The 26,662-nt window shown below is 33.3% G+C and carries 26 protein-coding genes and 1 tRNA gene; 18 read left to right on the top strand and 9 right to left on the bottom strand.

Annotated elements, in window-relative coordinates; all coding sequences use genetic code 11:
- Window positions 1-36: 36 nt before the first annotated feature.
- From NG806_RS13425 to tilS, 6 genes are all read right to left on the bottom strand, one after another.
- On the bottom strand, window positions 37-858 hold the full coding sequence (locus NG806_RS13425; RefSeq protein ID WP_261510052.1) for a hypothetical protein: 822 nt from the start codon (window positions 856-858) through the stop codon (window positions 37-39).
- Window positions 859-868: 10 nt separating this feature from the next.
- Window positions 869-1,651 carry an alpha/beta fold hydrolase gene (locus NG806_RS13420; RefSeq protein WP_261510050.1) on the bottom strand — a complete coding sequence of 261 codons (783 nt, stop codon included), beginning with the start codon at window positions 1,649-1,651 and terminating at the stop codon, window positions 869-871.
- An 11-nt stretch (window positions 1,652-1,662) separates the two neighbouring features.
- Window positions 1,663-2,172, bottom strand: coding sequence for a hypothetical protein (locus NG806_RS13415; RefSeq protein WP_261510048.1), 510 nt, complete (start codon window positions 2,170-2,172; stop codon window positions 1,663-1,665).
- Between the two features lie 67 nt (window positions 2,173-2,239).
- Entirely contained in the window at window positions 2,240-2,767 is a 528-nt protein-coding gene (locus NG806_RS13410; RefSeq protein WP_214827476.1) for a biopolymer transporter ExbD, read from the bottom strand.
- 212 nt (window positions 2,768-2,979) lie between these two features.
- A complete protein-coding gene (locus NG806_RS13405; RefSeq protein WP_261510045.1) occupies window positions 2,980-5,055 on the bottom strand; it encodes a protein-disulfide reductase DsbD family protein in 2,076 nt (691 codons plus the stop codon).
- An 8-nt stretch (window positions 5,056-5,063) separates the two neighbouring features.
- Window positions 5,064-6,374, bottom strand: a complete 1,311-nt coding sequence (tilS, locus tag NG806_RS13400) for a tRNA lysidine(34) synthetase TilS (RefSeq protein WP_261510044.1) — start codon at window positions 6,372-6,374, stop codon at window positions 5,064-5,066.
- A gap of 86 nt (window positions 6,375-6,460) precedes the next feature.
- On the opposite strand from tilS, the gene NG806_RS13395 reads away from it, so the two are divergent.
- The 6 genes from NG806_RS13395 to NG806_RS13370 all read left to right on the top strand — a co-directional run bounded on the left by NG806_RS13395 (window position 6,461) and on the right by NG806_RS13370 (window position 11,161).
- On the top strand, window positions 6,461-7,294 hold the full coding sequence (locus NG806_RS13395; protein ID WP_214827485.1) for an OmpA family protein: 834 nt from the start codon (window positions 6,461-6,463) through the stop codon (window positions 7,292-7,294).
- Window positions 7,295-7,686: 392 nt separating this feature from the next.
- On the top strand, window positions 7,687-8,334 hold the full coding sequence (locus NG806_RS13390; protein ID WP_261510043.1) for an O-methyltransferase: 648 nt from the start codon (window positions 7,687-7,689) through the stop codon (window positions 8,332-8,334).
- 66 nt (window positions 8,335-8,400) lie between these two features.
- Window positions 8,401-9,117, top strand: a complete 717-nt coding sequence (locus NG806_RS13385; protein ID WP_214827497.1) for a C40 family peptidase — start codon at window positions 8,401-8,403, stop codon at window positions 9,115-9,117.
- A gap of 12 nt (window positions 9,118-9,129) precedes the next feature.
- Entirely contained in the window at window positions 9,130-9,597 is a 468-nt protein-coding gene (locus NG806_RS13380) for a DUF1648 domain-containing protein (protein WP_261510042.1), read from the top strand.
- Window positions 9,578-9,922, top strand: coding sequence for a cupin domain-containing protein (locus NG806_RS13375; protein WP_214827502.1), 345 nt, complete (start codon window positions 9,578-9,580; stop codon window positions 9,920-9,922). Before NG806_RS13380 ends, NG806_RS13375 begins: the two co-directional genes overlap by 20 nt.
- Before the next feature lie 3 nt (window positions 9,923-9,925).
- On the top strand, window positions 9,926-11,161 hold the full coding sequence (locus NG806_RS13370) for a 3-deoxy-D-manno-octulosonic acid transferase (protein WP_261510041.1): 1,236 nt from the start codon (window positions 9,926-9,928) through the stop codon (window positions 11,159-11,161).
- Here the strand turns inward: NG806_RS13370 and NG806_RS13365 are convergent.
- Both NG806_RS13365 and NG806_RS13360 read right to left on the bottom strand, forming a co-directional pair.
- Window positions 11,153-11,779, bottom strand: coding sequence for a deoxyuridine 5'-triphosphate nucleotidohydrolase (locus tag NG806_RS13365; RefSeq protein ID WP_261510039.1), 627 nt, complete (start codon window positions 11,777-11,779; stop codon window positions 11,153-11,155). The two genes, NG806_RS13370 and NG806_RS13365, sit on opposite strands and share 9 nt — an antisense overlap.
- Window positions 11,779-12,531: a glycosyltransferase family 2 protein gene (locus NG806_RS13360; protein ID WP_214827511.1), complete on the bottom strand. Its 753-nt coding sequence runs from the start codon at window positions 12,529-12,531 to the stop codon at window positions 11,779-11,781. The genes NG806_RS13365 and NG806_RS13360 overlap by 1 nt, the downstream gene beginning before the upstream one ends.
- Before the next feature lie 146 nt (window positions 12,532-12,677).
- Between NG806_RS13360 and NG806_RS13355 the strand changes: the two genes are divergently transcribed.
- The 12 genes from NG806_RS13355 (at window position 12,678) to NG806_RS13300 (ending at window position 26,047) form a co-directional block, all read left to right on the top strand.
- The gene (locus NG806_RS13355) at window positions 12,678-13,145 is read left to right on the top strand and encodes a lipocalin-like domain-containing protein (RefSeq protein WP_214827514.1); all 468 of its coding nucleotides are present in this window, start codon (window positions 12,678-12,680) and stop codon (window positions 13,143-13,145) included.
- Between the two features lie 171 nt (window positions 13,146-13,316).
- A complete protein-coding gene (gene leuS / locus NG806_RS13350; protein ID WP_261510036.1) occupies window positions 13,317-16,130 on the top strand; it encodes a leucine--tRNA ligase in 2,814 nt (937 codons plus the stop codon).
- A 241-nt stretch (window positions 16,131-16,371) separates the two neighbouring features.
- Window positions 16,372-17,235, top strand: a complete 864-nt coding sequence (locus NG806_RS13345; RefSeq protein ID WP_172280800.1) for a MotA/TolQ/ExbB proton channel family protein — start codon at window positions 16,372-16,374, stop codon at window positions 17,233-17,235.
- Window positions 17,236-17,297: 62 nt separating this feature from the next.
- Window positions 17,298-17,900 (top strand): ExbD/TolR family protein, encoded by a 603-nt coding sequence (locus NG806_RS13340; protein ID WP_214827519.1) that lies wholly within the window; start codon window positions 17,298-17,300, stop codon window positions 17,898-17,900.
- A gap of 11 nt (window positions 17,901-17,911) precedes the next feature.
- On the top strand, window positions 17,912-18,484 hold the full coding sequence (locus NG806_RS13335) for an ExbD/TolR family protein (RefSeq protein ID WP_261510032.1): 573 nt from the start codon (window positions 17,912-17,914) through the stop codon (window positions 18,482-18,484).
- Window positions 18,485-18,507: 23 nt separating this feature from the next.
- A complete protein-coding gene (locus tag NG806_RS13330; protein WP_214827525.1) occupies window positions 18,508-19,344 on the top strand; it encodes an energy transducer TonB in 837 nt (278 codons plus the stop codon).
- Window positions 19,345-19,418: 74 nt separating this feature from the next.
- Complete coding sequence (locus NG806_RS13325) at window positions 19,419-19,616, top strand: DUF308 domain-containing protein (protein WP_373428030.1); 198 nt, start codon at window positions 19,419-19,421, stop codon at window positions 19,614-19,616.
- Complete coding sequence (locus NG806_RS13320; RefSeq protein ID WP_214827528.1) at window positions 19,606-20,478, top strand: PstS family phosphate ABC transporter substrate-binding protein; 873 nt, start codon at window positions 19,606-19,608, stop codon at window positions 20,476-20,478. The genes NG806_RS13325 and NG806_RS13320 overlap by 11 nt, the downstream gene beginning before the upstream one ends.
- An 89-nt stretch (window positions 20,479-20,567) precedes the next feature.
- The gene (locus NG806_RS13315; RefSeq protein ID WP_261510031.1) at window positions 20,568-22,217 is read left to right on the top strand and encodes a tetratricopeptide repeat protein; all 1,650 of its coding nucleotides are present in this window, start codon (window positions 20,568-20,570) and stop codon (window positions 22,215-22,217) included.
- Between the two features lie 166 nt (window positions 22,218-22,383).
- Window positions 22,384-23,103: a bacillithiol biosynthesis deacetylase BshB1 gene (bshB1, locus tag NG806_RS13310; protein WP_214827534.1), complete on the top strand. Its 720-nt coding sequence runs from the start codon at window positions 22,384-22,386 to the stop codon at window positions 23,101-23,103.
- A gap of 35 nt (window positions 23,104-23,138) precedes the next feature.
- Window positions 23,139-23,214, top strand: a tRNA-His gene (locus NG806_RS13305).
- 286 nt (window positions 23,215-23,500) lie between these two features.
- Window positions 23,501-26,047 carry a T9SS type A sorting domain-containing protein gene (locus NG806_RS13300; RefSeq protein WP_261510028.1) on the top strand — a complete coding sequence of 849 codons (2,547 nt, stop codon included), beginning with the start codon at window positions 23,501-23,503 and terminating at the stop codon, window positions 26,045-26,047.
- Between the two features lie 230 nt (window positions 26,048-26,277).
- Here the strand turns inward: NG806_RS13300 and NG806_RS13295 are convergent, their stop codons facing one another.
- Entirely contained in the window at window positions 26,278-26,613 is a 336-nt protein-coding gene (locus NG806_RS13295; protein ID WP_034679055.1) for a DUF3276 family protein, read from the bottom strand.
- Window positions 26,614-26,662: the final 49 nt, after the last annotated feature.

Below are 26,662 nucleotides of genomic sequence, written 5' to 3'. Positions count from 1 at the left end.
CTTTACTAAGATACAAGAAATTTTAATAAGGCTGGATTAGGGTTCATCGCATTCAGAATCCATTTTTATAAAGAGAGCATAAAATTGGTCATTCATTTTTTCATCATAGTTAGGCCTTTCAATTTCGTTATTAACGCAGTTTCCCCAGCCAAAAACAATCAGATCTATGATCGCATAGTCTTTTTTGTCGACTGAATTGAGATGGTTCTCAAACTCATTCATAACTTCTTGAGGGTTTCCATTCCTTTTACTCATCTCTTCTCTTAGCTTTCTCCATACTTCAACCATTTGGGTGTCATCCGAATTCAGAGCTTTTACAAAACGGCTGCACTTTTGAGATGTTTTGGTGCTGAGTAAAATCGATGGATCAGAATAGGCCATGATCTGAATTTTTTGCCTTTCATAGTATTGGAGCAGTTCCTGATATTTTTGCCTCTTCATATTCTGCCAATACGGGATATTTACAATTTTCAGGTTTTCAATTAGCTTTTTCTTCTCAGTAAAATCTTTCTCCAATTTTTGCAATATCTGATCTTTATTTCTTCTGGTCTCCCGGAGCGCTTCGAGTCCAAAAACGTGCGGTGAATCTAGTAATAAACCATTAAGTTCAAAATATAACTTGTAGGTTCCTTCCAGTTCTTCTTTCGTATATTTGGTCTTGTCATAATACCCGGTGTTATTGCAAAGTTCAGTGGTGAAAGTAAAGATGCCAGGTTTATTTTCTGGTGTTTTTATACTGTCCTTTTTGGTGTTTTCAATTAATTGAATTGAATCCTTTGGAATACTCTTCGCTTCTGCAGCTTCTTTGTTGCAGTTGAGAAATACAATAAAGATGAATGAGAGTATCCAGATTTTCATATACTAAATTTTATAAAACTAAATTTTTCGGCATATTATGAAGCAGTTCTGTGTTGATAATTTCGGCACAAATATTTGGTTTTTCCCAGTGTCCGTTATGTCCGCAATCTAAAACGTAAGATTTTATATTTGTTCTGTCAGGAAGATTGCTAATGGTGGTTTCTGTTTTTACCGCATTGTCATGTTTTCCTGACAGAACCAGAATTTTCGCTTCGAGATTTTCTATGACGTGTTTTTTATCTGTTCGTGCAACCATACCTTTTACACATGCTAAAGCCCCAAGGTTATTGGTAGAAAGGGCAACCTCTAAAGCTGTTTCTATTTTTCCTTCAAGCGTATCTCTTTCATTTGGATTGAATAAATTGGGGATTCCCGCTCTGGCATAATTTGGAAATGCTTCCTGAATAATTCGGTAACTTTTTATACGTTGTTTTTTCTTTTCCTCATCGTCAGCAAAGTAGGTGGAGAAAAATAAAGTTAAACTTTTTAGTGATTCGGGGTATTTTTCAGCAAATGCTAATGAAGTATAACCTCCCATGGAGTGTCCTAATAAATGAACTTTGTCAAGTTTTTGATCAACTAAGACTTTTTTTACTTCTTCAGCCATAAGTTCCATGGTATGAACATCGGCTAAAATTTCAGATTTCCCATGACCAGGCAGATCTATTTTTAGAAGAGTGAAGTTTTTTGATAGATGAGACTCAACATCACTCCAAATGGAAAGATTTTCCATAAAGCCATGAAGTAAAACTAATGTCTCTTTTCCATTTCCTGTTTTCTCAAAGTTTAGCATGCGTTCAAAAATTAAAAGTGAATATCGATATAGTCTACAAATCCTGAGCCGTTTACCATGTCCTGAAGCCGCCAGGTTTTTCCACCATCTTTGGATAGGAAAGTTTTTGTACCCTGTCTTATGTCTATTTTTCCGTTCTCATTTTCAGAAATACTTTGTGATATACTTCCTGTAAAATTCATATGTTTCTCAGAAACAATTTTCATATAACCTTGAATATGTACATAATCTTTTCCTGATTTTATATCCCCAAGAACTTTGTAGTGATCCTTTTCTCCTTCTGTCTTTTTGAAATTTACAGAACCCGATTTTTTAATAAGGTTGTGGGTGAATTTGTGATCTCCGTTAAAATCTTTAAAATAATTTGTACTTCTAATGCTGTCATTTATTTTTGTTCGGGCTGCATTAATAGAATCAATGATTTTGATACTGTCTGTTTGATTTAGAGTTGATTGTGTTTCTTTTTTTGAGCATGAAACGAAAAAGGTAGCGGTAATGGCTGCAATTAAAATATTTTTCATCAAAGAATATAATTATACACTCAAAAGTAAATAAAAAAGAGCATTCATAAAATGCTCTTTTTCTTTTTTATTTTGTTAATTCTTCGTAGACTTTTTTCTCCCAAGGCTTGATATCTGTAACGCCGTATCGTTCCTTTTTAGAAATAGCAATATTGTCTAACATATCTACAAAGTTCTTATAATTGGAATCGTCTGTAGGTTTTACAATGATAGTAAAGATTTCTTTTTTAGGAGCTTTTTTATAAGCTTCTGAAATTACTTTTGAGATATTTACTCCACTGAAGTTTGTCTCCTTTAAATTGTTGGTGTTTAAATCTTCTTTTGCCTCTTGGTGGTAAAACACTCTGTTATCTTTCCCGATAATAAATGTTATTTGATTTTGGGTGTCAATATCTATTGGTGGAGGTATAGGGTTGGGAGTGTGATCCTTTGCAGGCAATCCCAGATCCATTACATTCGGTTTCGTAAAATTGGTAGTGAACATAAAAAAGGTAATTAATAAAAAACCTAAATCTACCATTGGAGTCATGTCAATACGGATTAATTTTTTCCGTTGCTTGCTTCCTGATTTTTCTTGTGCGATAACTTCAGCCATAATACAATTTTTAAATGTTAAACGGTTTTTAATAAAGAATGAAGTGTTTTTCTTTATTTGAGGAAATCTATGCAAAGTTTATACCTAATTAAGTAAAGTGATAATAATTTAATTGTTTTATTGAATATTTATACTTAAATGTTGTTAAAATCAATGCATTAAAAAAGCCTTACCAAAGAGATTGGTAAGGCTGCATTATTTTAAGTTTAAAACTATTTATTCTGTTTGTAATAATTAACTCCGCATTCAAGGAATTTTTTGAAATCCTCTTTTGGCATGTAGCCGGATACGGGTGAATTGATTACTTTTCCGTCTGGTGTAACCAATACGTAATGTGGTTGTGAGTTATTATTAAAATTCACTTGTTGGAACAAACTCCATCGGTCACCAATTGTTTTTACTTTTTTTATTTGCCCTTCTCCAAGATCAATTTTAGTTTTTTGATCTTCCGGAAGCTCTTCCTTGTCGTCTACATAAAGAGAGGCAAGAACAACATCATTTTGAAGGATTGGCAAAATGTCTGGTTCGCTCCAAACAAATTCTTCCATCTTTCTACAGTTTTCACAACCATAACCGGTAAAGTCAATTAGAATTGGCTTATTTTCTTTTTTCGCTAACTCAATAGCACTAAAGAAATCATGTTCAGGATGCATTCCCAGAATTCCATCTTTTTCATCATGGAAATAACTAACATTCAATGGTGGCAAGATTCCACTCAATAATTGAAGCTTTGGACGTTCTGAAGGAATTAACCCTTGAATTAAATAGATGACAAATCCAACACCTAGTGCTCCCAATATTTTTCTTGTAATAGAGATCTTAGGTTTTTTGTCATCGTGAGGGAATCTGATCAGTCCAAATAAATATAGAGTAAGACCTATAGTAATGATAATCCAGATAACGATAAATAATTCTCTTTTTAGGAAGAATGTTTTAGAAACCAAATCTGCTTTGGATAAGAATTTTAAAGCTAAAGCTAATTCTACGAAACCTAAAAAGACCTTTACTGTATTCATCCAGCCTCCTGATTTTGGAAGGCTTTGTAATGCTTGTGGGAATAATGCTAAAAGTCCAAAAATAATTGCCCAAGCTAATCCAAATCCTGCTAGTGCAAAAGTTAATAACATGGGTACATTCGTAGAACCTGTAACAGCACTTCCTAATAAACTTCCTAAAATTGGTCCTGTACAAGAGAATGAAACGATAACCAGTGTTAAAGCCATGAAGAAGATTCCGATAATTCCTCCTGCTTCTTCAGCTTTAGAAGATTTGTTGGCTATTGAGCTTGGTAATGTAATGTCATAATATCCAAAGAAACTTCCTGCGAAGAAAATAAATATAATGAAGAAGGCTACATTTAGCCAAACGCTCGTAGAAATTTCATTGAAAATATTTCCAGCGATTCCATTAATTAAATGGAAAGGAAGACTTAACAGAACAAATATTAATAAAATAAAAAATCCATAAATAAGGGCATCTCTTTTACCTTTTGCTTTGTTCTTGTTTCCCTTTGTAAAGAAGGAAACCGTTAAAGGAATCATTGGGAAAACACATGGTGTTAACAAGGCGATTAAGCCCCCAATAAACCCTAAAAACAGATAAGTCCAATAGTTTTCGTCAACCTTTGAAGATTTAGTGCCACAATCAGTTAAAGGTTTTTTGAAATCTAGTGTTTCTATTTTTAATTGTTTAGGGTCTAAATGTGATGCTTCTGTAACAGTAACATCACCCTTTGCAGGATTTTCTACAACCGTTACTGCTGTTTTCGCAGAATCTTTTGCAGCTTCTGTGGTGGTTTCAGGAATTACTTCTTCAGTAACTCCTTTTGGGGTTACTTTTTGATTAAATTCTAATGTATTGGGAGCAAGACAGACTCTATCATCACAAGTTTGATAGGTGATCTCTGAAGTTACGTCAGCTGGTTTTGTAGGATCTTTAAGTTTGAATTTTTGTTTAAAACCTGCAGAGTTTGAATAAAAAACAATGGTACCACCAAAAGCCTCTGAAAATTCCTCGTGCTTTTTTCCAACCTCTTGAAATTTTCCAATCAATTCTATGTTTTTCCCCGAAACTTTATACTCCGTAGGAATTCCTGTATCCTCAGGAATGTCTCTGGAGTAAATATGCCAGCCGCTTTCCATAGTAGCATTCAGTACTGCTTCATATTGATTATTTCCTAGATCATTGACTGTGAATTTAAATTTTACAGGATTTTTGATCTGTGCGTTGAGTCCTGAAAATAAGAATACCAAAGCTAATAACAGCCATGCTTTAAATTTACTTTTCATTTTTACTTTTAGTTAAAAAGGTTGAGGGTATATTTTGTTTTTTCAGTACATACAAATCGTCTGTCTTGTCTGTAAGGAATAACGCCTAATACATTTTTATTGCCGTCTGCTAATACCCAAATTTTTTGCTTCGCTAAAATAGATAATTTTTCATCCTTAAAAAACTTGGAAACTTTCTTTTTTCCCGAAAAGTATAATGGATAAAATAAATCGCCTTCCTGTTTTTTTCGCAAAACTAATGGAAACTCGATCTGTTCTGCATCAAAACACCATCGGAAACTTTTTTCAATATCAGTACCTGGAGGGATAAAGTCGTTAAGATCTATGTTAATATCTGTTGTATTGGAATTGAATTTTTCCATCAGAATAATTTCCTCTTCATTTTCTTTTTCATCGGTTTGATTAATAATAATTAATTCATTCCTATTGACAATCAACTGGTAATTACTGGAAAAAAAAGAACTTCCGGTTTCGGCATTAAAAATTTTTTTAATTTCCTCTTCCTGATTAAAGCCATATTTCTTCAGAATCTCAAACTTTACAAAATCACTTTCCTGATTTAGCTTTTCTTTTGATAGTATTTTATGGTCTTTGTTAAATATTAAAAGGTTATTTTCAATTTCCTGAATTTGTTTCTGAACAAAATCTTTAGTTTGATTTAAATAAGAAGATGTTTTCTTGAAATTTTCTAAAAAATGATCATTTGTTTCCATAAGTTTCGGAACAATTTCATTTCTGATCTTATTTCTTAGATAATCACTTTTTTTATTGGAAGCATCTTCTCTGTATTGAATATTATTATCTTTTGCAAAAGCATAGATCTCTTGTTTGGAAAAGCTTAAGAGTGGTCGCAGTATTTTATTGTCGTTTGCAGGAATTCCACTCAACCCAGTAATTCCGGATGCTTTTGAAAGATTGATAATGAAGGTTTCCAGCTGATCATTTAAATGATGTGCTGTTACGAGAAAGTCTAGATTTTCTTTTTCCTGAATTAGTTTAAAAAAATGATATCTGATTTCTCTGGCCCAAAGTTGAATAGAATTTTCTGGTTTGTTATCTTTCTCTGAAACTTCATACAAATGAAATTTAATATGATTTTTCTCACAAAAATCTTGTACAACTTTTTGATCCAAATCAGAATCCTCACCCCGAAGTTTATAGTTAATATGGGCGACCTCAAAGTCGAGCCCCAAGTTGTGGAAAAGTGACACTAGAACCATAGAATCAGCACCACCACTTACCGCTAAAAGGTAGGTGTATTTTTCTGGTAGGTTAACGAGATTTTCTAGCTGATCTTTAATACTTAATTTTTTCAACATGCATGTTGAGAATTTCTTTTGTGCAAAGATAATTCATATAATTCAATTGAATTTTCTAACTTTGATTCGTCTAAAAAAGATTATTTATGAAGATATTAAAAATTTTAGCAGTTTCTGCAATGGCGTTGGGAATGACATCTTGTGTCAGCAAAAAGCAGTATGATGCATTAAGTTCTAACTATAAGCAATGTATTGAAAACATCGGAGAAAGACAAAGAGAGATCCAGGATCTGAAGTCTCAGAATTCTGCGTTATCAGGTGAGAATAATTTACTGAAAAGTCAGCATGATGCTTTAAAGTCATCTTTAGATGCCTGTTTGTCTAATACAGGAAAAAGTTCTGCGAATATTGATAAATTGGTAGGTGAGATTAATGCTTCCAACTCTTATATCAAGCAATTGATTTCAAATAATGCTAAAAACGATAGCTTGAACTTAGCATTGTCTAATAAACTGAAAAGATCATTGGATAATGTGACGGATGAAGATGTTCAGATAAAAGTATTGAAAGGAGTAGTTATGATTTCTCTATCTGATAAAATGTTATATAAAACTGGAGATTACAATATCTTGCCTGCAGCTCAGGAGGTGTTAGGTAAAGTAGCGAAAGTAATCAACGATTACGATAAATATTCTGTATTGATCGAAGGTAACACAGATAATGCTCCTTTAAGTTCAGCGAATTTACCAAGAGATAACTGGGATCTTTCTGCATTGAGAGGTACTGCTGTTGCTAAAATACTACAAACTCAGTTTGGTGTTGATCCTTCAAGAATTACTGCGGGAGGACGTTCAGAATACAATCCTAAGGCAACAAATATGAGCGTTTCCGGAAGAGCTGAAAACAGAAGAACAGAAATTATCATTATGCCTAAACTTGATGAGTTTATGAAACTAATGGATATTACGCCTAAGAAATAATTCAAAAACTATAATAATAAATAAATCCCGAAGAAATTCGGGATTTATTCTTTTAATCAAACTAGTTCTTCTCTTTTCAATAATGAAATAATTCGCTTAAAAAATGAATCGGATAATTTGCGTGTCTTTTCTCCAGAAGAAGATACATTTTCGAGAGATCCTGTAACTCTTCTCTTTTGTTTAACTTTACTTACTTCTGTTTCCATGGTATATATAATATAATATTTGGTGTCGTTATCGCTTAGCAAAGATACCATGTATTGTCGGCGAAACCATCCGGGTTTTTACGGTATTTATAATGAGGGTTTCCCTATTTTTATCATATCTTTTGTTGCGGATTGAGGTATTTTTTTCTTTTATTTAGCTAAATTTGAATAACAAAAATTGGTAACATGAGTTTTTTTGAAGAAAAGAACCCTGAAATGGACAGATATTTGGAAGCACATGCTTCTTCAGAACCTGAAATTCTAAAAAAATTAAGGAGAGAAACTTTCCAGAAAACAACGCAGCCTCACATGATCTCCGGCTATCAGCAGGGAAGGCTTTTGACTATTATTTCCAAAATGATGCAGCCTAAAAATGTTCTTGAAATAGGAACTTTTACAGGTTATGCAACCCTTTGCTTAGCTACAGGCTTGTCTAAAGATGGAAAAATTACGACTTTAGATGTGAATGAAGATCTTGCTTATCTTCCCCAGAAATATTTTTCAGAAAGTGAATATTCAGAGCAGATATATTTTAGACTTCAGGATGCCAAAGATTTTTTAAAAGAAACTGAAGAAGTTTTTGATTTGGTTTTCATTGATGCGGATAAAGATAATTATGCTGAATATTTTAGATTAATTAAACCGCATACAAAATCTGGTTCTGTAATATTATTTGACAATGTTCTTTGGTACGGAAAAGTATTGGAAGAGAATCCAAAACAAAGATCAACACAGGTAATTAAGGAACTTAATGATTTGATTGCAAAAGATGAAGATTTTGAAAATCTTATTTTACCTTTGCGTGATGGCGTAAATTTTCTGAGAAGAAAATAAATTCAAGGGTTTTGGAGAATCTAATTCTTTAATCTTTGAATCATTCAATCTTTTAATATAAACTTAATGAGTAAAGGAATTTGTATTGTTACTGTAGCTCCTGTTCGTGCAGAAAACTCGGATAAAGCAGAAATTGTTACAGAGATATTGTTTGGTGAAAGTGCTGATATTTTGGAAGTAGATAAAAACTGGACCAAAATAAAGATGCACTATGATGGGTATGAAGGATGGATGGATACTAAACAAATAAGATCTGTTTCAGACGAAGAGCTTGCTAAAAGAAAGGTAACTTTAATTACTGAGGACTTTGCTTCAGTGTTAATGAATGATGGGAAAACATTACTTTCCATGGGTTCAGAAGTTGAATTTTCTGCAGTAGCATCCCGAAGAAGTCATGACATTCGTGAAAGTATTGCATTAACAGCAAGAGAATTCATTAATGTTCCTTACTTATGGGGCGGAAAGAGTTTCTTTGCAGTAGATTGTTCTGGTTTTACCCAATTGGTTTATAAGATTCACGATATAAAACTTCCTAGAGATACTTATCAACAGGCGGAAGTAGGAGAACCGCTAACGTTCGTTGAAGAAAGTCAGCCGGGAGACTTAGCCTTTTTTGAAAACCCCGAAGGAAAAATTATCCATGTTGGAATTATGCTGGAGAATCAGAAAATTATTCACGCTTCAGGAAAAGTAAGAATTGATATCCTGGATTCTACAGGGATTTTTAATAAAGAAATGAATAAACATACCCACAAATTGAGGGTCATAAAAAGTGTTCTTTAGTAAGTAAAGGAAATGATTTCAAAGTGTTTATTAATTGTCAGCATTATTTTACTTATTTCAATTTGGGTTTTTACCGGAATGAAATATGCAGGACTGCCAGATATTATTCCCACTCATTTTGATGCTCAGGGAAATATAAATGGGTATGATCATAAAAAAATGATATGGGTTGCCCCTTCTATTTCTACATTTGTCTTTCTTATTCTTGTCGGAGTTACAAGAAACCCAAATTCTCCGATGGTTCATGTTCCTGATGGCTTTCGTAACAAGAAATCAATACAAATATTTGCTTACAGTATCTTAATTCCATTTTTATTATTAATGGGAGATACTGTTGTAGAGAGTGTGTGGGTGGCTGAAGAGAAGATCAGGACATTAAGTAATATGATTTTTGTGTTTCTGGGATTATTGTTTATTGCTTTAGGGTTTAATATATTTATCATGCTCAAAAAAAGTAGAAATGAAAAACTCGAAAGATAATTCCGAACATTATATCTGGGGAAATAATTGTGATAGCTGGGTATTGAAAGATACTCCCGGGCTTTCTGTAAAGCAAGAAAAAATGCCTCCTGGTAGTGCTGAAAAATTACACTTCCACAAGGTAGCCAGTCAGTTCTTCTATATTTTAAGAGGAGAAGCTGTGTTTTATATCAACAATGAAAAAGTTTTAGTAAAAGAAGAAGAAAGTATTTCTATCTTACCTACAGTTCAACATTATATTGCTAATGAAGCAACAAAAGATCTTGAGTTCTTAGTGATCTCTAACCCCTCAACTAACAATGATAGAACCGAAATTGAAAAATAACTAATGTCTTTTATTTATAACATATTTGTCAATTTACTCGTTTTCGGAATGAGACTTTTTTCATTGTTCAATGAAAAGACAAAAAAGGGTTTTGAAGGTCGTAAAGAATCTTTAGCACTTGTTAAATCCAGCTTTTCTCCAAGCGATAAAGTTATTTGGATGCATGCTGCGAGTTTAGGGGAATATGAACAAGGACTTCCTGTTTTAGAAAAATTAAAAGAAGAATTTTCAGATCATAAAATTCTGATTACTTTTTTTTCTCCCTCTGGTTATGAAAACGTGGTTAAAAAGAAACATATTGCAGATGTTGTTTGTTATTTACCCTTTGATAGAAAGAAAGTTATAAAAGAGTTTGTCTCACAGTTTAATGTTAAACTATTTTTTACGGTAAAATATGACTATTGGTATAATCTCTTTGCAGAGCTGAAAAGCAGAAATGTAAAAGTATTTGTGATTTCAGCATTGTTTTATGAAAGGCAGTCTTTCTTTACATCCTACGGAAAATGGTTTGTAAAGCAATTGCAGAATAATGTCGATTGGTTTTTTCACCAAACGGGGTTTTCGTATGCTTTAGCTAAAAATGTAGGATTGGTAAAATCTTCTATAACAGGTGATACCCGATTTGATAGAGTGAAGCAATTGAGAAACGTTGATCATCATGTAGATTATATTAAAGACTTCAAAGGAAAAGACAAGACAATTGTTTTTGGAAGTTCATGGCATGCTGAAGAAAAAATTGCGGAGTTAATTACGGGGATGAATAGGAGTGTTAAAATTATTATTGCTCCCCATGATTTAAAAAGAGTTCATAATTTAAAACAAAGTTTTCCAGATTCCTTATTGTATAGTGAAATAACTAATGACCAATCGTTAATTAAGAATCAACAACTCCTAATTATAGATAGCATTGGTTTACTGTCTAAATTATATTCCTATGCTGATATTGCAGTCGTAGGAGGGGGGTTTCATGATGCCGGATTACATAATATTCTTGAAGCAGCAACGTACGGGGTCCCAGTCGTGTTTGGGGATCATTACAAGAAAAACCCTGAAGCAGATGAATTAATTTCTGCAAATGGAGGGAAAGCCTTCTCAAGTGAAGCTTTAGCTGCCGATTTTATTCTTTTTCTTCTTAATAACGATGAGGTAATTGAAGAAATGTCAGGTAATGCCAGGAAATTTGTAGATGATAAACCAGAATCTTCAGCACTTATTATAGAAAAAATCAAATCATTTTAAAAAGCCCTGGCTTTTTATTCCTTTTATAATCAGATCTAAGTTTTCGGGGATTCCATCGGATTTTAACCAATTAAAATCAAAACTATTATTGATACAAAGCTTTTGTAAATAATTATTTTTAAGTATCTTAGTTTCCAATTCTTCTAATAATTCATCAAATTCGATCCAATAATCTTCATCCAGTTTTTTTATGGTGAGCAGAGCTTTTATCAATTTATTGATCAGATAAAGATATAACTTGTAAACATTGTCGAATCTTTGATGGCTTAACTTATCATTATGATCTAAAATTTTATTGATCAGAAATAAATGAAGAGATACTTCACCAAATTTATCCGTGGTCACTTTTATATGTTCCGTAATTTCTGCACTTAATTTGCGGATGAGAACGAGGAAATATTTTGGATTGCTCAGATGTTTAGATGCGGAAAGAACTTTTTCTTCAATTAATTCTTCCATTTGGTCTCTTTTCTGATCTGTTGTTTCAGTGTCAATAAGCTCGAAATATAATTTCTTAGATAAAAGCTTATCCTTTTTGAGGAGTCTGAAAATAAGACGGTCTTTTTCTATAGAAGAAAAATTACTTAATGCAGTTTTGAATTCTTTTGAATATTCCATTAGTTGAAAATTTTAGAATATTTCATAAATCCATTTAAAGCCCAGTTGGCGGTATAGTATAATGATTTTAATGTAGAAAATTTCATAAAGTCTTTGTATACCAGATATTGATCTTTTATAATATGTTGTTTTTTTCTCGAAACGCTTGTTGAATGCATTCTGTATTTTGCCATAGTTTTAGGAAGAGGTTTTCCTACAGGGATTTTTTTAAGTAAATTCAGCCACATTACGTGATCTTCACGTTTGCTGCCTTCCGGGAAGTATTCTTTTCCTACTCTCTGGGAATCATACATTGAAGATAATAAAGACAGGCGGCATGTTTTTAATAGATTATCAAATGTAACCTCTTTGTCAGCTTTGAAGTCTTCAATTTGGGGAATTAGTTCTTCGTTACATCTGGCATAATTTGAATAGGCAATTTCAGCATTTTCACGTTTCATAAAATTAACCATTTCTTCTAAAAAATTGGGTTCCCAGAAATCGTCAGCATCTAAAAAAGTAATATATCTACCATTTGCTTTTTGTAAAGAAAGATTTCTTGCATGTCCGGCACCACCATTTTTTCCGGCAACAGATAGTTTTATTCTTGGATCACTGATCTTCCGAATAATTTCCACAGAGTTATCAGCAGATTTATCATCTGTGATCAACCACTCCCAATCTGTAAATGTTTGGCTCATTACAGAATGTATCGTTTCTTCCAAAAACCTGGCAGAATTATAACATGGAGTAATTATCGAAACTTGGGGCATGCGTGTTTTTCTGCAAATATAAGGTTTTAAAATATCTGTTTTATTGAAGGAATTTTAAGAAAATGAAAATTATAATTGCAAAACCTAAAAAAAATGACAGAGTATTTAAAAAAAATCATAATTTTAGGCCTTGAAAAATTTGATATATGAAGAAATTAGCATTACTATTTGCAGGTTTATCATTATTAGTAGCAACCGGGTGTAAAGATGATGATCCACAGCAGCTATTTCCAATTAACGGACTTTGGCAACCATTAAAAGAAGTGGTAACAACTGTTCCTGTAAATGGGGCTGGAGTATCAGACGAAATTGCCTACACAACATGCCAAAAAGATTCAAGATGGCTGTTCAATGAGGGGAGTACTGGAAAAAGAACAGATAAAGATGAAATAGGAAATCCAGCAATATGTAGTACAGTCTCTGAAAAGAATTTTACATATACCTACAGTACAAGTGATAACAGAATAGAGATTAAATATCAGGGAACTGTAGTTCCGGATAAAGGAAAAGTAACTACGCTCAATGAAAGTACAATGAATCTTACGATCGAAGATGCTACAGATCCTAATGTATACAAGTCAAAAACTATTACATTCAAGAGAATTCCTCAGTAATATATAAGACTTTACATATTAAATATACAGATCTCATCTTCGGATGGGATCTTTTAGTTTAGTTAAAGCATGCTAATTAATTAAAAATTAAAGTTCTATTTCTTTTAAAATCTTTATTTTTGTAATTCTTCAAATTTTTTGAAAATAATTTTAAATAAAATCTATACATAAGTGTTTTACGATCATCAGCAGATAGAAAAAAAGTGGCAGAAATACTGGGAAGAAAAACAGACCTATAAGACTTCCGATACAACAGATAAACCCAAATTTTATGTTCTCGATATGTTTCCGTACCCATCCGGAGCAGGACTTCATGTTGGGCATCCTCTAGGATACATCGCATCTGATATCTATGCGAGATATAAAAGACATCAAGGTTTTAATGTACTTCACCCCGTTGGTTATGACAGTTTTGGACTTCCAGCTGAACAATATGCTATTCAAACGGGACAACATCCTGCAATTACTACTGAGCAGAATATTACGCGATATGAAGAGCAGTTAAGAAAAATTGGTTTTTCCTTCGATTGGAGTAGAGAAGTGAGAACTTCAGATGCTTCTTATTATAAATGGACACAATGGATCTTTATTGAATTATATCATTCCTGGTATAATAAAAATACAGACAAGGCAGAATCTATCGAAACTTTAATTCAGCATTTTGAAGAAAAAGGAACGGAAGGTTTAAATGCCAATCAAAATGAAGAGTTAAACTTCACAGCAGAAGAATGGAAAAATGCTTCTGATATAGATAAGGAAGATACTTTGTTAAATTACCGTTTATCTTACAGAGCAGAAACGACTGTAAACTGGTGTCCTGCATTAGGAACAGTACTTGCTAACGATGAAGTAAAAGATGGTAAGTCTGAAAGAGGAGGTTTTCCAGTGTTTCAGAAAAAAATGATGCAGTGGAGTATGAGAATTTCTGCATATTCTGAAAGATTGCTTCAAGGTCTGAAAACTTTAGACTGGCCACAACCGTTGAAAGATTCTCAGGAATATTGGATCGGAAAGTCTCAGGGAGCTCAGGTAAAATTTAACGTTGAAAATCATAACGAAATTATCGAGGTCTTCACAACAAGGCCGGATACTATATATGGAGCAACATTCATGGTGTTGGCTCCTGAAAATCCTTTAGTAGATGCTATTACTACAGAAGCTCAAAAAGCAGAAGTAGATACTTATATTGAAGAAACTTCTAAAAAAACGGAGCGAGACAGAATGGCTGACGTTAAAAACGTGAGTGGTGCTTTTACCGGAAGTTATGCGGTCAATCCGTTCAGCAATGAAAAAATGCCGATCTACATTTCAGATTATGTATTGATGGGTTATGGTACAGGAGCGGTAATGGCTGTTCCAGCTCACGATGAGCGCGATCACAGATTCGCTAAGAAATTTAATTTGGAAATTAAAAAGGTTGTTGAAACCGATGAAGATATTCAGGAAAAATCTTTTGATTCTAAAACGAGTACTTGCGTAAACTCAGATTTTCTAAACGGATTAGGTTACGAGGAGGCTAAAGCAAAAATAATTGCTGAAGTTGAAAATCGCAATATTGGTCATGGAACCACAAATTACAGACAGCGTGATGCTATATTCTCAAGACAGCGTTATTGGGGTGAACCGGTTCCTATATATTATAAGGATGGAATGCCATATACTTTGCCAGTTTCTGCTTTACCTTTAGAACTTCCTGAAGTTGAAAAATATTTGCCAACTGAAGATGGAGATCCACCATTAGGAAACGCGAAATTTTTTGCGTGGGATGAAGCAAATCAAAAAGTAGTAGCTACAGATCTGATAGATGATGGAACTGTTTTTCCACTGGAATTATCTACAATGCCAGGTTGGGCGGGAAGCTCATGGTATTTCTTAAGATATATGGATCCTCATAATGAAGAAGGTTTTGCTAAAAAGGAATTAACAGACTATTGGGGACAGGTAGACCTATATATAGGAGGAAGCGAACATGCGACCGGACACTTACTATATTCCCGTTTCTGGAATATGTTCTTAAAAGACAGAGGATATATCAATCAGGATGAACCATTTCAAAAATTGATCAATCAAGGAATGATTTTGGGGATGAGTGCATTTGTGTATAGAATAGAGGGAACCAACCAATATGTTTCAAAAGCTCTATCAAATGAATATAAGACTCAGAAGATCCATGTTGATGTTTCTTTATTAAAAGGTACGTCTGACGAATTGGATACTGAAGCGTTCAAACAATGGAGACCAGATTATGCAGAGGCAGAATTTATTTTAGAAGATGGAAAATACATTGTGGATCGTGAAGTAGAAAAAATGTCTAAGTCAAAATACAATGTGGTAAATCCCGATGATATCTGTAATGAATACGGAGCAGACGGATTAAGATTGTATGAAATGTTTTTAGGTCCGTTAGAACAATCAAAGCCATGGAATACACAAGGGCTAAGTGGAGTATATGGTTTCCTTAAAAAATTCTGGAACCTATATTTTAATGGTGATGTATTTGAAGTTTCTGATGAAGAACCTACAAAAGCTGAATATAAAATATTACATACCTTAATAAAGAAGGTTGTTTTCGATATCGAAAACTTCTCTTTCAATACTTCTGTATCCTCATTTATGATTGCTGTAAATGAATTACAAAAAATAAAATGCAACAAACGCAATATTCTTGAACCCTTAGCCGTTATCATCTCTCCTTATGCTCCTCATATTTGTGAAGAGCTGTGGAGTCTGTTAGGAAATAATACATCTATAGAGTTTGAGAAATTCCCGGAATTGAATGAATCTTATTTAGTAGAAGATGAAATTCAGTATCCTGTAAGCGTAAATGGTAAAATGAGGTTCAAAATATCCCTATCTGCTCAATTATCGGCCAAAGAGGTTGAAGATTTGGTGATTAGCGATCCCAAAATGCAACAAATTTTGGAAGGAAAAACCCCTAAAAAAATCATTGTTGTCCCTCACAGAATTGTGAATATTGTAATTTAAAAAAAAATTAACATTGGTAAATTTGAAAAAATGAGGGGTTAATTTTTTCAAATTTTTAAAGTATTTTTAAATATTGGAGAATATCAATAAAAAAAAAGAAAATAATTGAAATATCGAAATCGTAATAATATTTCGTTATCAAAAAAAAGCAAAATGTTTATTTAAGACTCTTGTATTTTAATTAATTTTGCCTTTAATTTACAACTTGATAAAATTTTAAAACAATATAATTTAGTTAAATATGGAAATGAATGTTTCAAAAAATGATGAGCAAGTAATTGCTAGAAAAGCAGGAGGTTTAAACCCGGCTATTATTATTCCTATTTTATTCGTTATAGGAGTTTGTATTTATTTATTCGTATTAGGGAGTCCTGGTAACTTCAAAGATGCAGATAAACTAGGGAGTGGATCTGTAGCTTTTTCAAGTGTTGAAGGAAAAGACATTCACCCAGAGTCGTTTTTAGGTATTATCTACAAAGGAGGGGTTATCGTACCAATCTTGATTACTTTCATGATCACTGTAATCGTTTTCTCTTTTGAAAGATACTTCGTTCTTGGTAAAGCAGCTGGAAAAGGAAACTTAGATAGCTTCGTAGTTCAAGTAAGAAGTTTATTAAATCAAAACAAAATTGATGAAGCTTTAGAAGAGTGCGACAGACAACAAGGATCTGTAGGTAATGTAGTTAAAGAAGGTCTTACGACTTACAAAGCTTTATCTCATGACACGACTTTAAACAAAGAGCAAAAAATGGTAGCTCTTAATAAAGCTATCGAAGAGGCTACAACTCTTGAAATGCCAATGTTAGAAAAGAACATGATGATTCTTTCTACTTTAGGTACTGTTGCAACGTTAGTAGCACTTTTAGGAACTGTAATCGGGATGATCAAAGCATTCTTCGCATTAGGTTCAGGTGGTGGTACTCCAGATGCTGCTGCACTTTCTACAGGTATCTCTGAAGCCTTGATCAACACGGCATTAGGTATTGGTACTTCAGCTATCGCTATTATCCTTTATAACTTCTTTACATCTAAAATTGATGGATTAACTTACAAGATCGATGAGATCGCTATGAGCATCCAACAATCTTTCGCGGAATTCAACTAAGAATTTTTAGCAAGCTATTTGCATTAGCAATAAAAGAAGTTTAATTAAAAATAATAAAAATAATGGCGAGAGTCAAACCAAAAAGACATGGAGTAGTAACGGACATGACCGCAATGTGTGACGTTGCGTTCCTACTACTTACATTCTTTATATTGACCACTCAGTTTAAAAAACCTGACGTGGAGCAGATTAAACCGCCATCTTCAATATCAGAGAAGTTACTTCCTGATGCTAGTTTAATGACTATCAACGCTACTCCGGATGGAAAATTTTATTTCCAGCCTGTTGAGAACGCATCAGAGAGATTACAGCTTTTAGATAAAATGGGTCAAAAATATGGAATTAGTTTTGACAACAACGAAAAAGCTGCATTTCAAAAAGTACAAGCAATTGGGGTTCCTATGAACCAACTTAAAAGCTATCTTGATTTGTCAGATGAGGAGCAGAAAAGTTTTAAGAGTCCTACCGGGATTCCTATGGACAGTACAAATAAGCAGTTAGTAGACTGGGTACAACAAAGTTTGAGCGTAAATCCTGATTACAAATTAGCGATCAAAGGAGACGTTACAACTCAATATCCTAAAGTTAAAAGCCTATTTGAAGGTTTAAGAGATATCGATTTTCTTAAATTTTGGTTGATTACATCACAAGAAGGTAAACCTTAATATCACTAGAAATGGCAGAAGTACAAGTACAGGAAAAAGGCGCCAAAGGCGGCAAGGTACGTTCCAAGAAACAGAGTACCAGAGTCGATATGACTCCAATGGTGGACTTGGGTTTTCTATTGATTACCTTCTTTATGTTCACAACCACGTTTAGTAAACCTAACGTTATGGATTTGGGTCTTCCGGCAAAACCGAAAGAAAAAGACAAAAAACCACCTCCAACTGAAATTAAACTTTCTAACTCAATTTCTTTATTATTAGGTAAGAACAATAGGATTTTTTGGCATCAGCAAGATAATACATCTTTAACTGATCAGAATCTTAATGAAACTACTTTTGATAGAGAAGGTGTTAGAAAAGTAATTGAGCAAGCAAAAGCACAAGCGGCAGATAAAACTAAATTTACTGTAATTATCAAGCCGACAGACGATGCTGTATATAAGAACTTTGTTGATATTCTTGATGAAATGGCTATTACCAAAAGCGAGCAGTACGGAGTTACCGATGTGAAGCCTTGGGAGCAAGCTATTTATAACAAGAAAGTTGGGAATAATGGAGCTGCGGCTACACCAGCTACAAAGTAATTTAACCATAAAATTGTAAATCTATGGCAGATGAAAATGTATACGGTCAGAATCTTACTTTAGACGAGATTGTATTTGAAAATAGAAACAAGGAATATGGTGCCTATGATCTGAGACATCAGTATCCAAGACTTCTGACAAAATCTTTTATTGTTGGAACGGCATTATTCCTAGTTGCGGCTTTGTCTCCTTTTATTTATCTTACTATTAAAAGACTTACAGCACCGGAAAAGCAAGAAGTTAAAGCTGATTTGGTAGAAATTCTTCAGGAAGATAAAATTATTGAGCAGCCAAAAGAAGAAGAACCACCTCCACCACCTCCACCTCCAAAAGAGGAGAAAATTGAGGTGATCCAGAACGTAGTTCCGGAGCCTGTAAAAGCTCCAAAGATTGAAACTCCACCACCGCCAATTTCTAAGCAGTTAGAAACGACGACTGGTTTAAATAATCAGGAGGGGGTAAAAGCTCCGGCTTACACACCACCACCGCCACCGCCATCTACAGGGACAAAAACTTCAACTGCTGAAGTGAAAGTTAGTGATACTCAGGTTTATACCGAGGTAGAGCAAACTGCAGAATTCCCAGGAGGTATTAACGCATTTAGAAATAAAGTGTCTAGTAACTTTGATGGTTCTGCGATGAATGGAGATGAAGGAGCTGTAAAAGCTGAAGTAACTTTCGTAGTTGAAAGAGATGGAAGTATTACAGACGTTAAAGCAACTGGTAAAAATTCAGACTTTAATTCTGAGGCAGTAAGAACCATTAAATCTATTAAGAATAAATGGAGTCCTGCTAAAATTAATGGACAATCTGTACGTTACCGTTTCAGATTACCATTGACAATGAATTTTGAAGGGTAATTTTTATCTTTAAATAATAATTAAAAAAGAGAAGCATATGCTTCTCTTTTTATTTTTTTTGGTATTTTTGTTGTATGATGTTCAATTGGTTATCCCTAGTTACAGGATTGTTTTATATTGTCTTAGGAATTGTAGTTATTTTTTACAAATTCTTCTTTATTATTTTAGAGCCTACTGTAGCGTATCCTCTTGGAGGCGTTATGATCCTATACGGAATCTTTAGAATTTATAGAGCGGTTTCAAGAATAAAAAATTCAGGAAATGAAGAATAGTATAAAAGTTATAATGCTTTTTGTTTTAAGCGTTATTGCTGTAAGTTGTAAAAAAGAGGATAAGTCTCCTTCCTATTATAAAGGAGATCTTACGATTCTTACAGATGAATCCTTTAAAAGTGTTACAGAAGCATTAGCTGATGGCTATATGATCAACTATCCTGAAGCACATATAAAAATCGTTACAAAGAAAGAAGATTTAGGCTTTTTGGATTTATTAAATGATAAAGCCAGAGTTGCTGTCATGTCAAGAGATCTTAGTTCTGAAGAACTTAAAGCCTATAAGGAGCAGGTTGGTTCTAAATTTCTTCCTGCCAGATTCGCTGCAGATGCAGTTGTTTTTGTAGTTCCGAAAAATTCTGCGAAGACCAGTATCTCAATGGATGAAGTTCAAAAAGGTCTTCTCTCCGAAAGTAAAGAGTTTATTTTTGATGGTGTGAATTCCAGTAATCTGAATTTTGTTGCTCAGAAATTAAAGAAACAACCTAAGGATCTGAAATTTTCTATTATTCCAGGTAGTGAAAATATTATTGAGCAGTTGAACAAGTATCCCGACAAAATTGGAGTAATTGGACTCAATACATTTAGTCGTCCTTATGATAAGACTTCTGAACAATTAAGAGATATGGTTAAAATTTTACCTGTAGAAAATAACGGAAAATTATATACTGCGGATGCTGCAGGTTTACGGGAAATGAAATATCCTTTTACAAGAATTTTGTATTTTTTAACAAATGAAGGGAATTTTAATATTGCTAATGGCTTTATTAGATATTCATGTACCCAATTAGGGCAGATGATCGTTCAAAAAGAAGGTTTGCAACCATATAATATCTATAAAAGAGAGGTGCAAATGCGTTAAAAAATATTAAATTAACTTTTTACCCTAAATAAATACACTATTTTGGTCTGAAAATTGTGTATCATTTAAATCGATTTAGAAAATATAAAATGAAAGATATAATGATTATGAATGTAAAAAAGATTGCTTTTGGAGCAGCGGTGGTATTTTTTGCCAATTTTTCGTTTGCACAAACATTGCAAGATGGTATTAACAGCATCGATAGTGATAAATTTGCTCAGGCAAAAACTAACTTCACTGATATGATCGCAAAAGCACCTACTGCTGAAAATTATTTCTATTTGGGAAATACTTTTCTAAGACAGGGTGAACCAGATTTTGCAAAAGCAACAGAGAGTTTCAACAAAGGTCTTGCAGCGGATAACAAAAGTTACCTAAACAAGATTGGATTGGCAGCTGTAAAATTAGGAAAAGGTGATAAAGCTGCAGTAGCTGAAATTCAGAAAATTGTAAGTGATTCAAGAGAAAAAGATGCTGAAGTATTGTTTAGAGCGGCTGAAGCTTTAACTTTATTTGAGAAAAATAACTCTCCTGACTTAGCAATTCAATTCTTGAATAAAGCAATCGAAAGAGCACAGAAAAAAGAAGTTCCAGCAAATTATTACTATACTTTAGGTGATGCCTACAGATTAAAGAAAATTCCTGGTGATGCAATGACGGCTTATGATAAAGCGTTACCACTTGCTAAAAATAAAGCTTCTGTTTATGCAAGAATGGGGACTTTATGGATGGCTGCTCAACAATGGAAGTTAGCTAAAGAAAATATTGATAAAGCAGTTGGTGTTGATGCAACATATGCTCCTGCTTATAAAGCTTTGGCTGCCTATGATATCAAGTATCAGCAGAATGATAAAGCAACTCAGGATTTGATCAATTATACAAAATATGCAGATGAAGATCCATATACACAATTAGAAATTTCTAAACTTTATTTTACAAATGAAGATTATACTAATTCTAAAGCAGTATTAGATAAGATATTTGACAAGATCGATGATCCAATCAAATTTAAATTGAGGGCTTATCAATTGTATGCTGATGGAAAATATGCAGAAGCTAAACAAAATATGGACAGCTTCGCTTCTCAGGCTGATAAATCAAGAATGCAGCCTGCAGATCAAGGTTTACAGGGGCTAATTGCTGCTGGATTGGCTAAAGACGAAAAGGATGCTGCTAAGAAGACTGCTTTAACAACTGAAGCTCAACAAAAAGTTGCTATTGCTAAAGCTGCAAAAGATGAAACCATGAAGTGGGATATGGAGCTTGCTAAAATTGCAGGCGGTGGGGCAACACAAGGTTCTGCAGATTCAGGACCAACAAACCCAACAATTGAAGGTTTAAAACAAAAAGTAGCTGCTAATACTCAGGATACTGATTCATTATTCAAATTAGCAACAGCTTATCAAGATGTTAAAAACTGGAATGGGGCAATCCTTACTTGGCAAAAAATGAGTACTTTACTTCCAGATTGGGCTCCTGCTTATTACAGTCAGGGATATTCTTATCAACAAGCTGGAAATAATGATGCTGCGAAAATAGCTTATGAGAAATTTATCAGTACTGTAAAGCCTGCCGATACAGAAGCTAATAAGCAGACTTTAGCTTATGCTTACTTTGCAGTAGCTTATATGAGTAAAGACTCTGATATTGCTAAAGCTAAAGATTATGTTGCTAAGTCTCTTCAATTAGATCCAACATATCAGGATGCTGTAAAACTTAACGGCGAGATCAATAAGTAATTTAAAATTTAAATTATAGATATTAAAACTTCCCATTCGTAATGTTTGGGAAGTTTTTGTTTTAAACTTATCTTTGAAAATATGAAACGCCCTTGGTTAAAAATTCAAAAACATGAGCATAATTGTTGGGCGTTCCATCTGACATATTAAAAAATAAAAAGAACAGATGAAAACAGATATACTAGCTTTTGGAGCGCATCCTGATGACGTAGAATTGGGTTGCGGAGGCACAATAGCCAAATTGGTGTCAGAGGGTAAAAAATGCGTTATTGTTGATTTGACAAAAGGTGAACTGGGAACTCGAGGTACTGATGAGACCAGAAAACTGGAAGCTGCTGATTCTGCTAAGATTTTAGGCGTTTCTGCTAGGGAGAATTTAGGAATGAAGGATGGCTTTCTTGTTAATTCAGAAGAGTACCAAATGGAAATTGTGAAAATGATCCGCAAATACCGTCCAGAAATCGTTTTAGCCAACGCGATTGATGACAGACATCCAGATCATGCAAAAGGATCAAAATTAGTTTCCGATGCATGCTTTTTAGCAGGGCTTAGAAAAGTGGTAACTGTAGCAGAAGGAGAAAACCAAGAAGTATGGAGACCGAAGCATATTTTTCATTATATCCAGTGGAAACATATCCAACCGGAATTCGTAATAGATATATCCGAACATCTTGATAAAAAGATTGAAGCATGTTTAGCATTCAAAACTCAATTTTATGACCCAAATTCTAAAGAACCGGTGACTCCAATTGCCACCAAAGACTTCCTTGAAAGTTTAACTTACAGAGCTCAGGATTTAGGGCGTTTATCGGGAGTTGCTTACGCTGAGGGCTTTACGACAGAGAAGTTAATTGCATTGAAAAATTTTGAAGGAATTGTTTTGTAATTAAAAATTCTTTCCTATATTTGCAACCACAAAACGGTGATTGTAGCTCAGTTGGTTAGAGCGTCGGATTGTGGTTCCGAAGGTCGGGGGTTCGAGACCCCTCATTCACCCAAAGAAAGTACACTTTTTAAAAGTGTACTTTTTTATTTTGTATCAATTTAAGATTAAAAAGAATCATAATTATTAAGATTCAATTCTTTTGTTTAATTTTTTTTTATTGATAATTTTCCGCAGAGCATATAAAACGGGGAGAAAAATTTTGAATTACATTAAATAGTGATGTGAAAAAATGATTGAATTTTAATTTAATGAAATTTGGTTCAAAAAAATAAAGAAATGCTATTATTTCCTAGATTTGTAAAAACTAACCCCATTAAAACTCTTAAATTAAACGTCAATGGAAAATTATCTAGACAAGGAAAAATCGATTCATTCTAATTTTCACAAATTATATAAGTTTATTTATATAGTGCTGTTTATAAGTTGTTTGGGTTTTGCACAGGATAAAAAAGCTTCTGAAATTTACCATACACCAAATGGGATTTTTGACCAAGTTTTCGATAATGAAGGTCGAATATTGAAATTATCCGAAATTGAAATTATAAAATCTCATTCTACAGAAAATGGAAAAACAATATTAAATGGACAGTCTTTCACTTCAGGTATTTTTGAGCTTTATTTTGAAAATGGAAGTGGTATGGAAATTGTCGGAAATGTGGTTCATGACCAAAGAAGGTCTATAATACTTCAGGCATTTCTGGATATTTCTGATTTTATCAACACTCCTTTAAAAAATACAGGAAATAAGGTGAAGTTTTGGATACGAAATCCCACAACTGTAGGGTTGTCCTCAAATACAGGTAGTTCTGCAAGTGCCTTTTATAGTTTTCCAACATTTTCAGCCGGAATTAGTAATCAAAATATTGATTTTGGGGGAATTTTAGATAATGAAATCTGGAAGACGATACATGCCGGAGTTGATTCGTATTCTAATACTGTTCTTCCTATTATTAACACAAATAGTGTCGGTGAGTTCTATCACGGTTGGGCATGTTTTAATTTTACAGGAACAGTAAACTGGAATTTAGATTATAATAAATATAATACAGCTACGGCATATCCAGCTAATTATCTTGATTTTTACTCCACAATAATTCATGAAGTTACACATGCTTTGGGGGTTAATAGTTTAATGAGATATAATGGAAACAGTTCTTTCTTTAATAATCTGGGAAATTATTTTACGAGATATGATAAAAATTTGAAAACAAGTTCAGATGTATCATTAATTATAAATTCTCCCGCAATTGGTGGCCAAATGTATGGTTTTAATTATAATTTAGCTATTCCAGGTCCTGTTTTATTTCCGAGCTGCAATGTATTTCCACCTGAATTTAACGGCAATAGTGGTTCTTTTAATTGTTCAAGTTCGATGAAATATGTTGGTAATGTTACAGTACCTGTTTACAATCCGCCGTGTTTTGAAAATGGAGGTAGCTTAAGTCATTTTGAAGACGCTTGTTACAACGGGAATTCTAACGATCAGTATTTTATGATGAGCGACCGGGCTTCCAGTTTTTTCGCTAAAAGAACTTTAACAAGTGAAGAAAGACAGGTGTTATGTGATATTGGTTATAGTCTTCAAGGAACTTTTGGAAGTACTAGCAACTTTACCTACAAAAATTATGGGGTCGCAAGTTGTGGAGGAATATCAATTGGCGGAGTTAATGACGGATTTTTAAATGGAGTTTATACTTATCAAGGCAATGGAGGCACAAATATTAGTATAGATGGAATATTGAGTAATGATTATACTAGTGGTTCATCGTCCAATTTAAGTTTTGAATTTGTTCAGGATTTATATGATCCGGATGCAATTATATCAGGAATTACCCCCACTTCATTTACATTCAAATCTTATGTCCCGGGTGTTCATCTGTTACGGTATGTGCCATTTGACAATATAACTGGGCAACGTGGAAACATTACCTATATTTATGTTAATGTTTTCAATCATTGTACAAGTGTTACTCAACCCAATTTGGTTAGAAATGGTGATTTTGAAGAACACAGTTACGCTCCCAGTTATACCAGTCAACTGTATAAATCATGTGGTTGGCAATCTCCAAGTTATTTCCCATCTCCTGATTACTTCAATTCAGATTCAACATATCCACAAGTAAGCATTCCTTCAAACGTATTTGGTAATCAGGCCGATAAAATCAGTGGAAACCATGCTTATGTTGGAATGTTTATCTCTTCAAATAGACCTGCTTTATTACAAAATGTTTATAGTGAATCTTTAAAAACCGAGTTAACGAGTTCTTTGCTGCCGAACACTAAATATCAATTGTCTTTTGATGTATCAAAGGCTGATAATTATTTATTAAACGGCATAAAATTTCAAGTATTTATTACAGATGCTAATTTAGAGTTAACAACAGGCGGAATTATTCCAACTTCAAATATAACTTCGGATAAAGTTTTTTTGACAAATCCAACGTTTTCAAGCTCTACTTCGGCAACTGAATGGGAAACAATTACTTTTACATTTACAACTGGCAGCAACCCGAATTTAAAATACCTTTATATTGGGGGATTAAATAATGTTCAATTTCAAAATAGCAATGGTCCTGATGCATATTATTTTTTAGACAATGTTTCTCTAATTCCTGCTTCTCTGCTTGGGTTATCAGCATTAAATTTTGAGAACGATGATATTGAAGTTTTTCCAAATCCAGCTCATTCAATAATCACCGTTAAAAATTCAAACTCAAATATTAAATCTATTGAACTTTATGACATGGCAGGAAGGGTATTGAAAGCTGAAAAGGTAAATAAAAAAGATGTTCAACTTGATGTGTCAAATTATCAAGTTGGTACTTATTTGATTAAAGTAATTACAAACAATGGTGATGCCGTTAAAAAATTTATTAAAAACTAAGAAATGTATTATACTGTATGGCTTACTTCTATCAAAGTTGTGGAATAAAAACAATGCAAGAGTCAGAAAATGGTTCGAGATTATAGCAGCTAACAGCATACAAGTACACTTTTCAAAAGTGTACTTTTTTATTTTAAATATTTAATAAGGAAAATGGTCACTTTTAGAATTTTTGGACACAAAAAAAGCACCCTTTTTTCAGATGCTTGTGTTTTTAGATATTCTTTTTTTTAAACTTCGTCGTCAGAATCTATAGTATAAGATTTGCTTTTGAAGTCTTTGTCATGTTTTTCTGAAATTACATCCTCACCCTTTTCATTAATGATGAAATCTGTTGACTCATTGAACATTTCCTGGAAACTTTTAAAATCTTCTTTGTAAAGGTATATTTTGTGTTTCTCAAATGTAGCCTCTCCATTTTCTCCGAAATTCTTTTTACTTTCGGTAATTGTAAGATAATAATCCCCTGCTTTCGTCTCACGCACATCAAAGAAATATGTTCTTCTTCCTGCTTTTAACACCTTCGTGAAAATTTCATTTTCATGGCGTTCCTTGTATTCACTCATTGTTAGATATTTTTTAATCTTGTTAAGAACAAATATAAAAGATTTCTTT

Source organism: Chryseobacterium paludis (assembly GCF_025403485.1).
Classification (GTDB): domain Bacteria; phylum Bacteroidota; class Bacteroidia; order Flavobacteriales; family Weeksellaceae; genus Chryseobacterium; species Chryseobacterium paludis.
Note: the sequence above shows the minus strand (reverse complement) of the source record. Positions and strands in the feature narration are given on the sequence as shown.

What these genes read in the sequence shown, in the direction of transcription:
- NG806_RS13425 (WP_261510052.1), bottom strand. Translation starts at nt 858, where the DNA reads ATGAAAATCTGGATACTCTCATTCATCTTTATTGTATTTCTCAACTGC.
- NG806_RS13420 (WP_261510050.1), bottom strand. Translation starts at nt 1,651, where the DNA reads ATGCTAAACTTTGAGAAAACAGGAAATGGAAAAGAGACATTAGTTTTA.
- NG806_RS13415 (WP_261510048.1), bottom strand. Translation starts at nt 2,172, where the DNA reads ATGAAAAATATTTTAATTGCAGCCATTACCGCTACCTTTTTCGTTTCA.
- NG806_RS13410 (WP_214827476.1), bottom strand. Translation starts at nt 2,767, where the DNA reads ATGGCTGAAGTTATCGCACAAGAAAAATCAGGAAGCAAGCAACGGAAA.
- NG806_RS13405 (WP_261510045.1), bottom strand. Translation starts at nt 5,055, where the DNA reads ATGAAAAGTAAATTTAAAGCATGGCTGTTATTAGCTTTGGTATTCTTA.
- tilS (WP_261510044.1), bottom strand. Translation starts at nt 6,374, where the DNA reads ATGTTGAAAAAATTAAGTATTAAAGATCAGCTAGAAAATCTCGTTAAC.
- NG806_RS13395 (WP_214827485.1), top strand. Translation starts at nt 6,461, where the DNA reads ATGAAGATATTAAAAATTTTAGCAGTTTCTGCAATGGCGTTGGGAATG.
- NG806_RS13390 (WP_261510043.1), top strand. Translation starts at nt 7,687, where the DNA reads ATGAGTTTTTTTGAAGAAAAGAACCCTGAAATGGACAGATATTTGGAA.
- NG806_RS13385 (WP_214827497.1), top strand. Translation starts at nt 8,401, where the DNA reads ATGAGTAAAGGAATTTGTATTGTTACTGTAGCTCCTGTTCGTGCAGAA.
- NG806_RS13380 (WP_261510042.1), top strand. Translation starts at nt 9,130, where the DNA reads ATGATTTCAAAGTGTTTATTAATTGTCAGCATTATTTTACTTATTTCA.
- NG806_RS13375 (WP_214827502.1), top strand. Translation starts at nt 9,578, where the DNA reads ATGAAAAACTCGAAAGATAATTCCGAACATTATATCTGGGGAAATAAT.
- NG806_RS13370 (WP_261510041.1), top strand. Translation starts at nt 9,926, where the DNA reads ATGTCTTTTATTTATAACATATTTGTCAATTTACTCGTTTTCGGAATG.
- NG806_RS13365 (WP_261510039.1), bottom strand. Translation starts at nt 11,779, where the DNA reads ATGGAATATTCAAAAGAATTCAAAACTGCATTAAGTAATTTTTCTTCT.
- NG806_RS13360 (WP_214827511.1), bottom strand. Translation starts at nt 12,531, where the DNA reads ATGCCCCAAGTTTCGATAATTACTCCATGTTATAATTCTGCCAGGTTT.
- NG806_RS13355 (WP_214827514.1), top strand. Translation starts at nt 12,678, where the DNA reads ATGAAGAAATTAGCATTACTATTTGCAGGTTTATCATTATTAGTAGCA.
- NG806_RS13345 (WP_172280800.1), top strand. Translation starts at nt 16,372, where the DNA reads ATGGAAATGAATGTTTCAAAAAATGATGAGCAAGTAATTGCTAGAAAA.
- NG806_RS13340 (WP_214827519.1), top strand. Translation starts at nt 17,298, where the DNA reads ATGGCGAGAGTCAAACCAAAAAGACATGGAGTAGTAACGGACATGACC.
- NG806_RS13335 (WP_261510032.1), top strand. Translation starts at nt 17,912, where the DNA reads ATGGCAGAAGTACAAGTACAGGAAAAAGGCGCCAAAGGCGGCAAGGTA.
- NG806_RS13330 (WP_214827525.1), top strand. Translation starts at nt 18,508, where the DNA reads ATGGCAGATGAAAATGTATACGGTCAGAATCTTACTTTAGACGAGATT.
- NG806_RS13325 (WP_373428030.1), top strand. Translation starts at nt 19,419, where the DNA reads ATGATGTTCAATTGGTTATCCCTAGTTACAGGATTGTTTTATATTGTC.
- NG806_RS13320 (WP_214827528.1), top strand. Translation starts at nt 19,606, where the DNA reads ATGAAGAATAGTATAAAAGTTATAATGCTTTTTGTTTTAAGCGTTATT.
- NG806_RS13315 (WP_261510031.1), top strand. Translation starts at nt 20,568, where the DNA reads ATGAAAGATATAATGATTATGAATGTAAAAAAGATTGCTTTTGGAGCA.
- bshB1 (WP_214827534.1), top strand. Translation starts at nt 22,384, where the DNA reads ATGAAAACAGATATACTAGCTTTTGGAGCGCATCCTGATGACGTAGAA.
- NG806_RS13300 (WP_261510028.1), top strand. Translation starts at nt 23,501, where the DNA reads ATGGAAAATTATCTAGACAAGGAAAAATCGATTCATTCTAATTTTCAC.
- NG806_RS13295 (WP_034679055.1), bottom strand. Translation starts at nt 26,613, where the DNA reads ATGAGTGAATACAAGGAACGCCATGAAAATGAAATTTTCACGAAGGTG.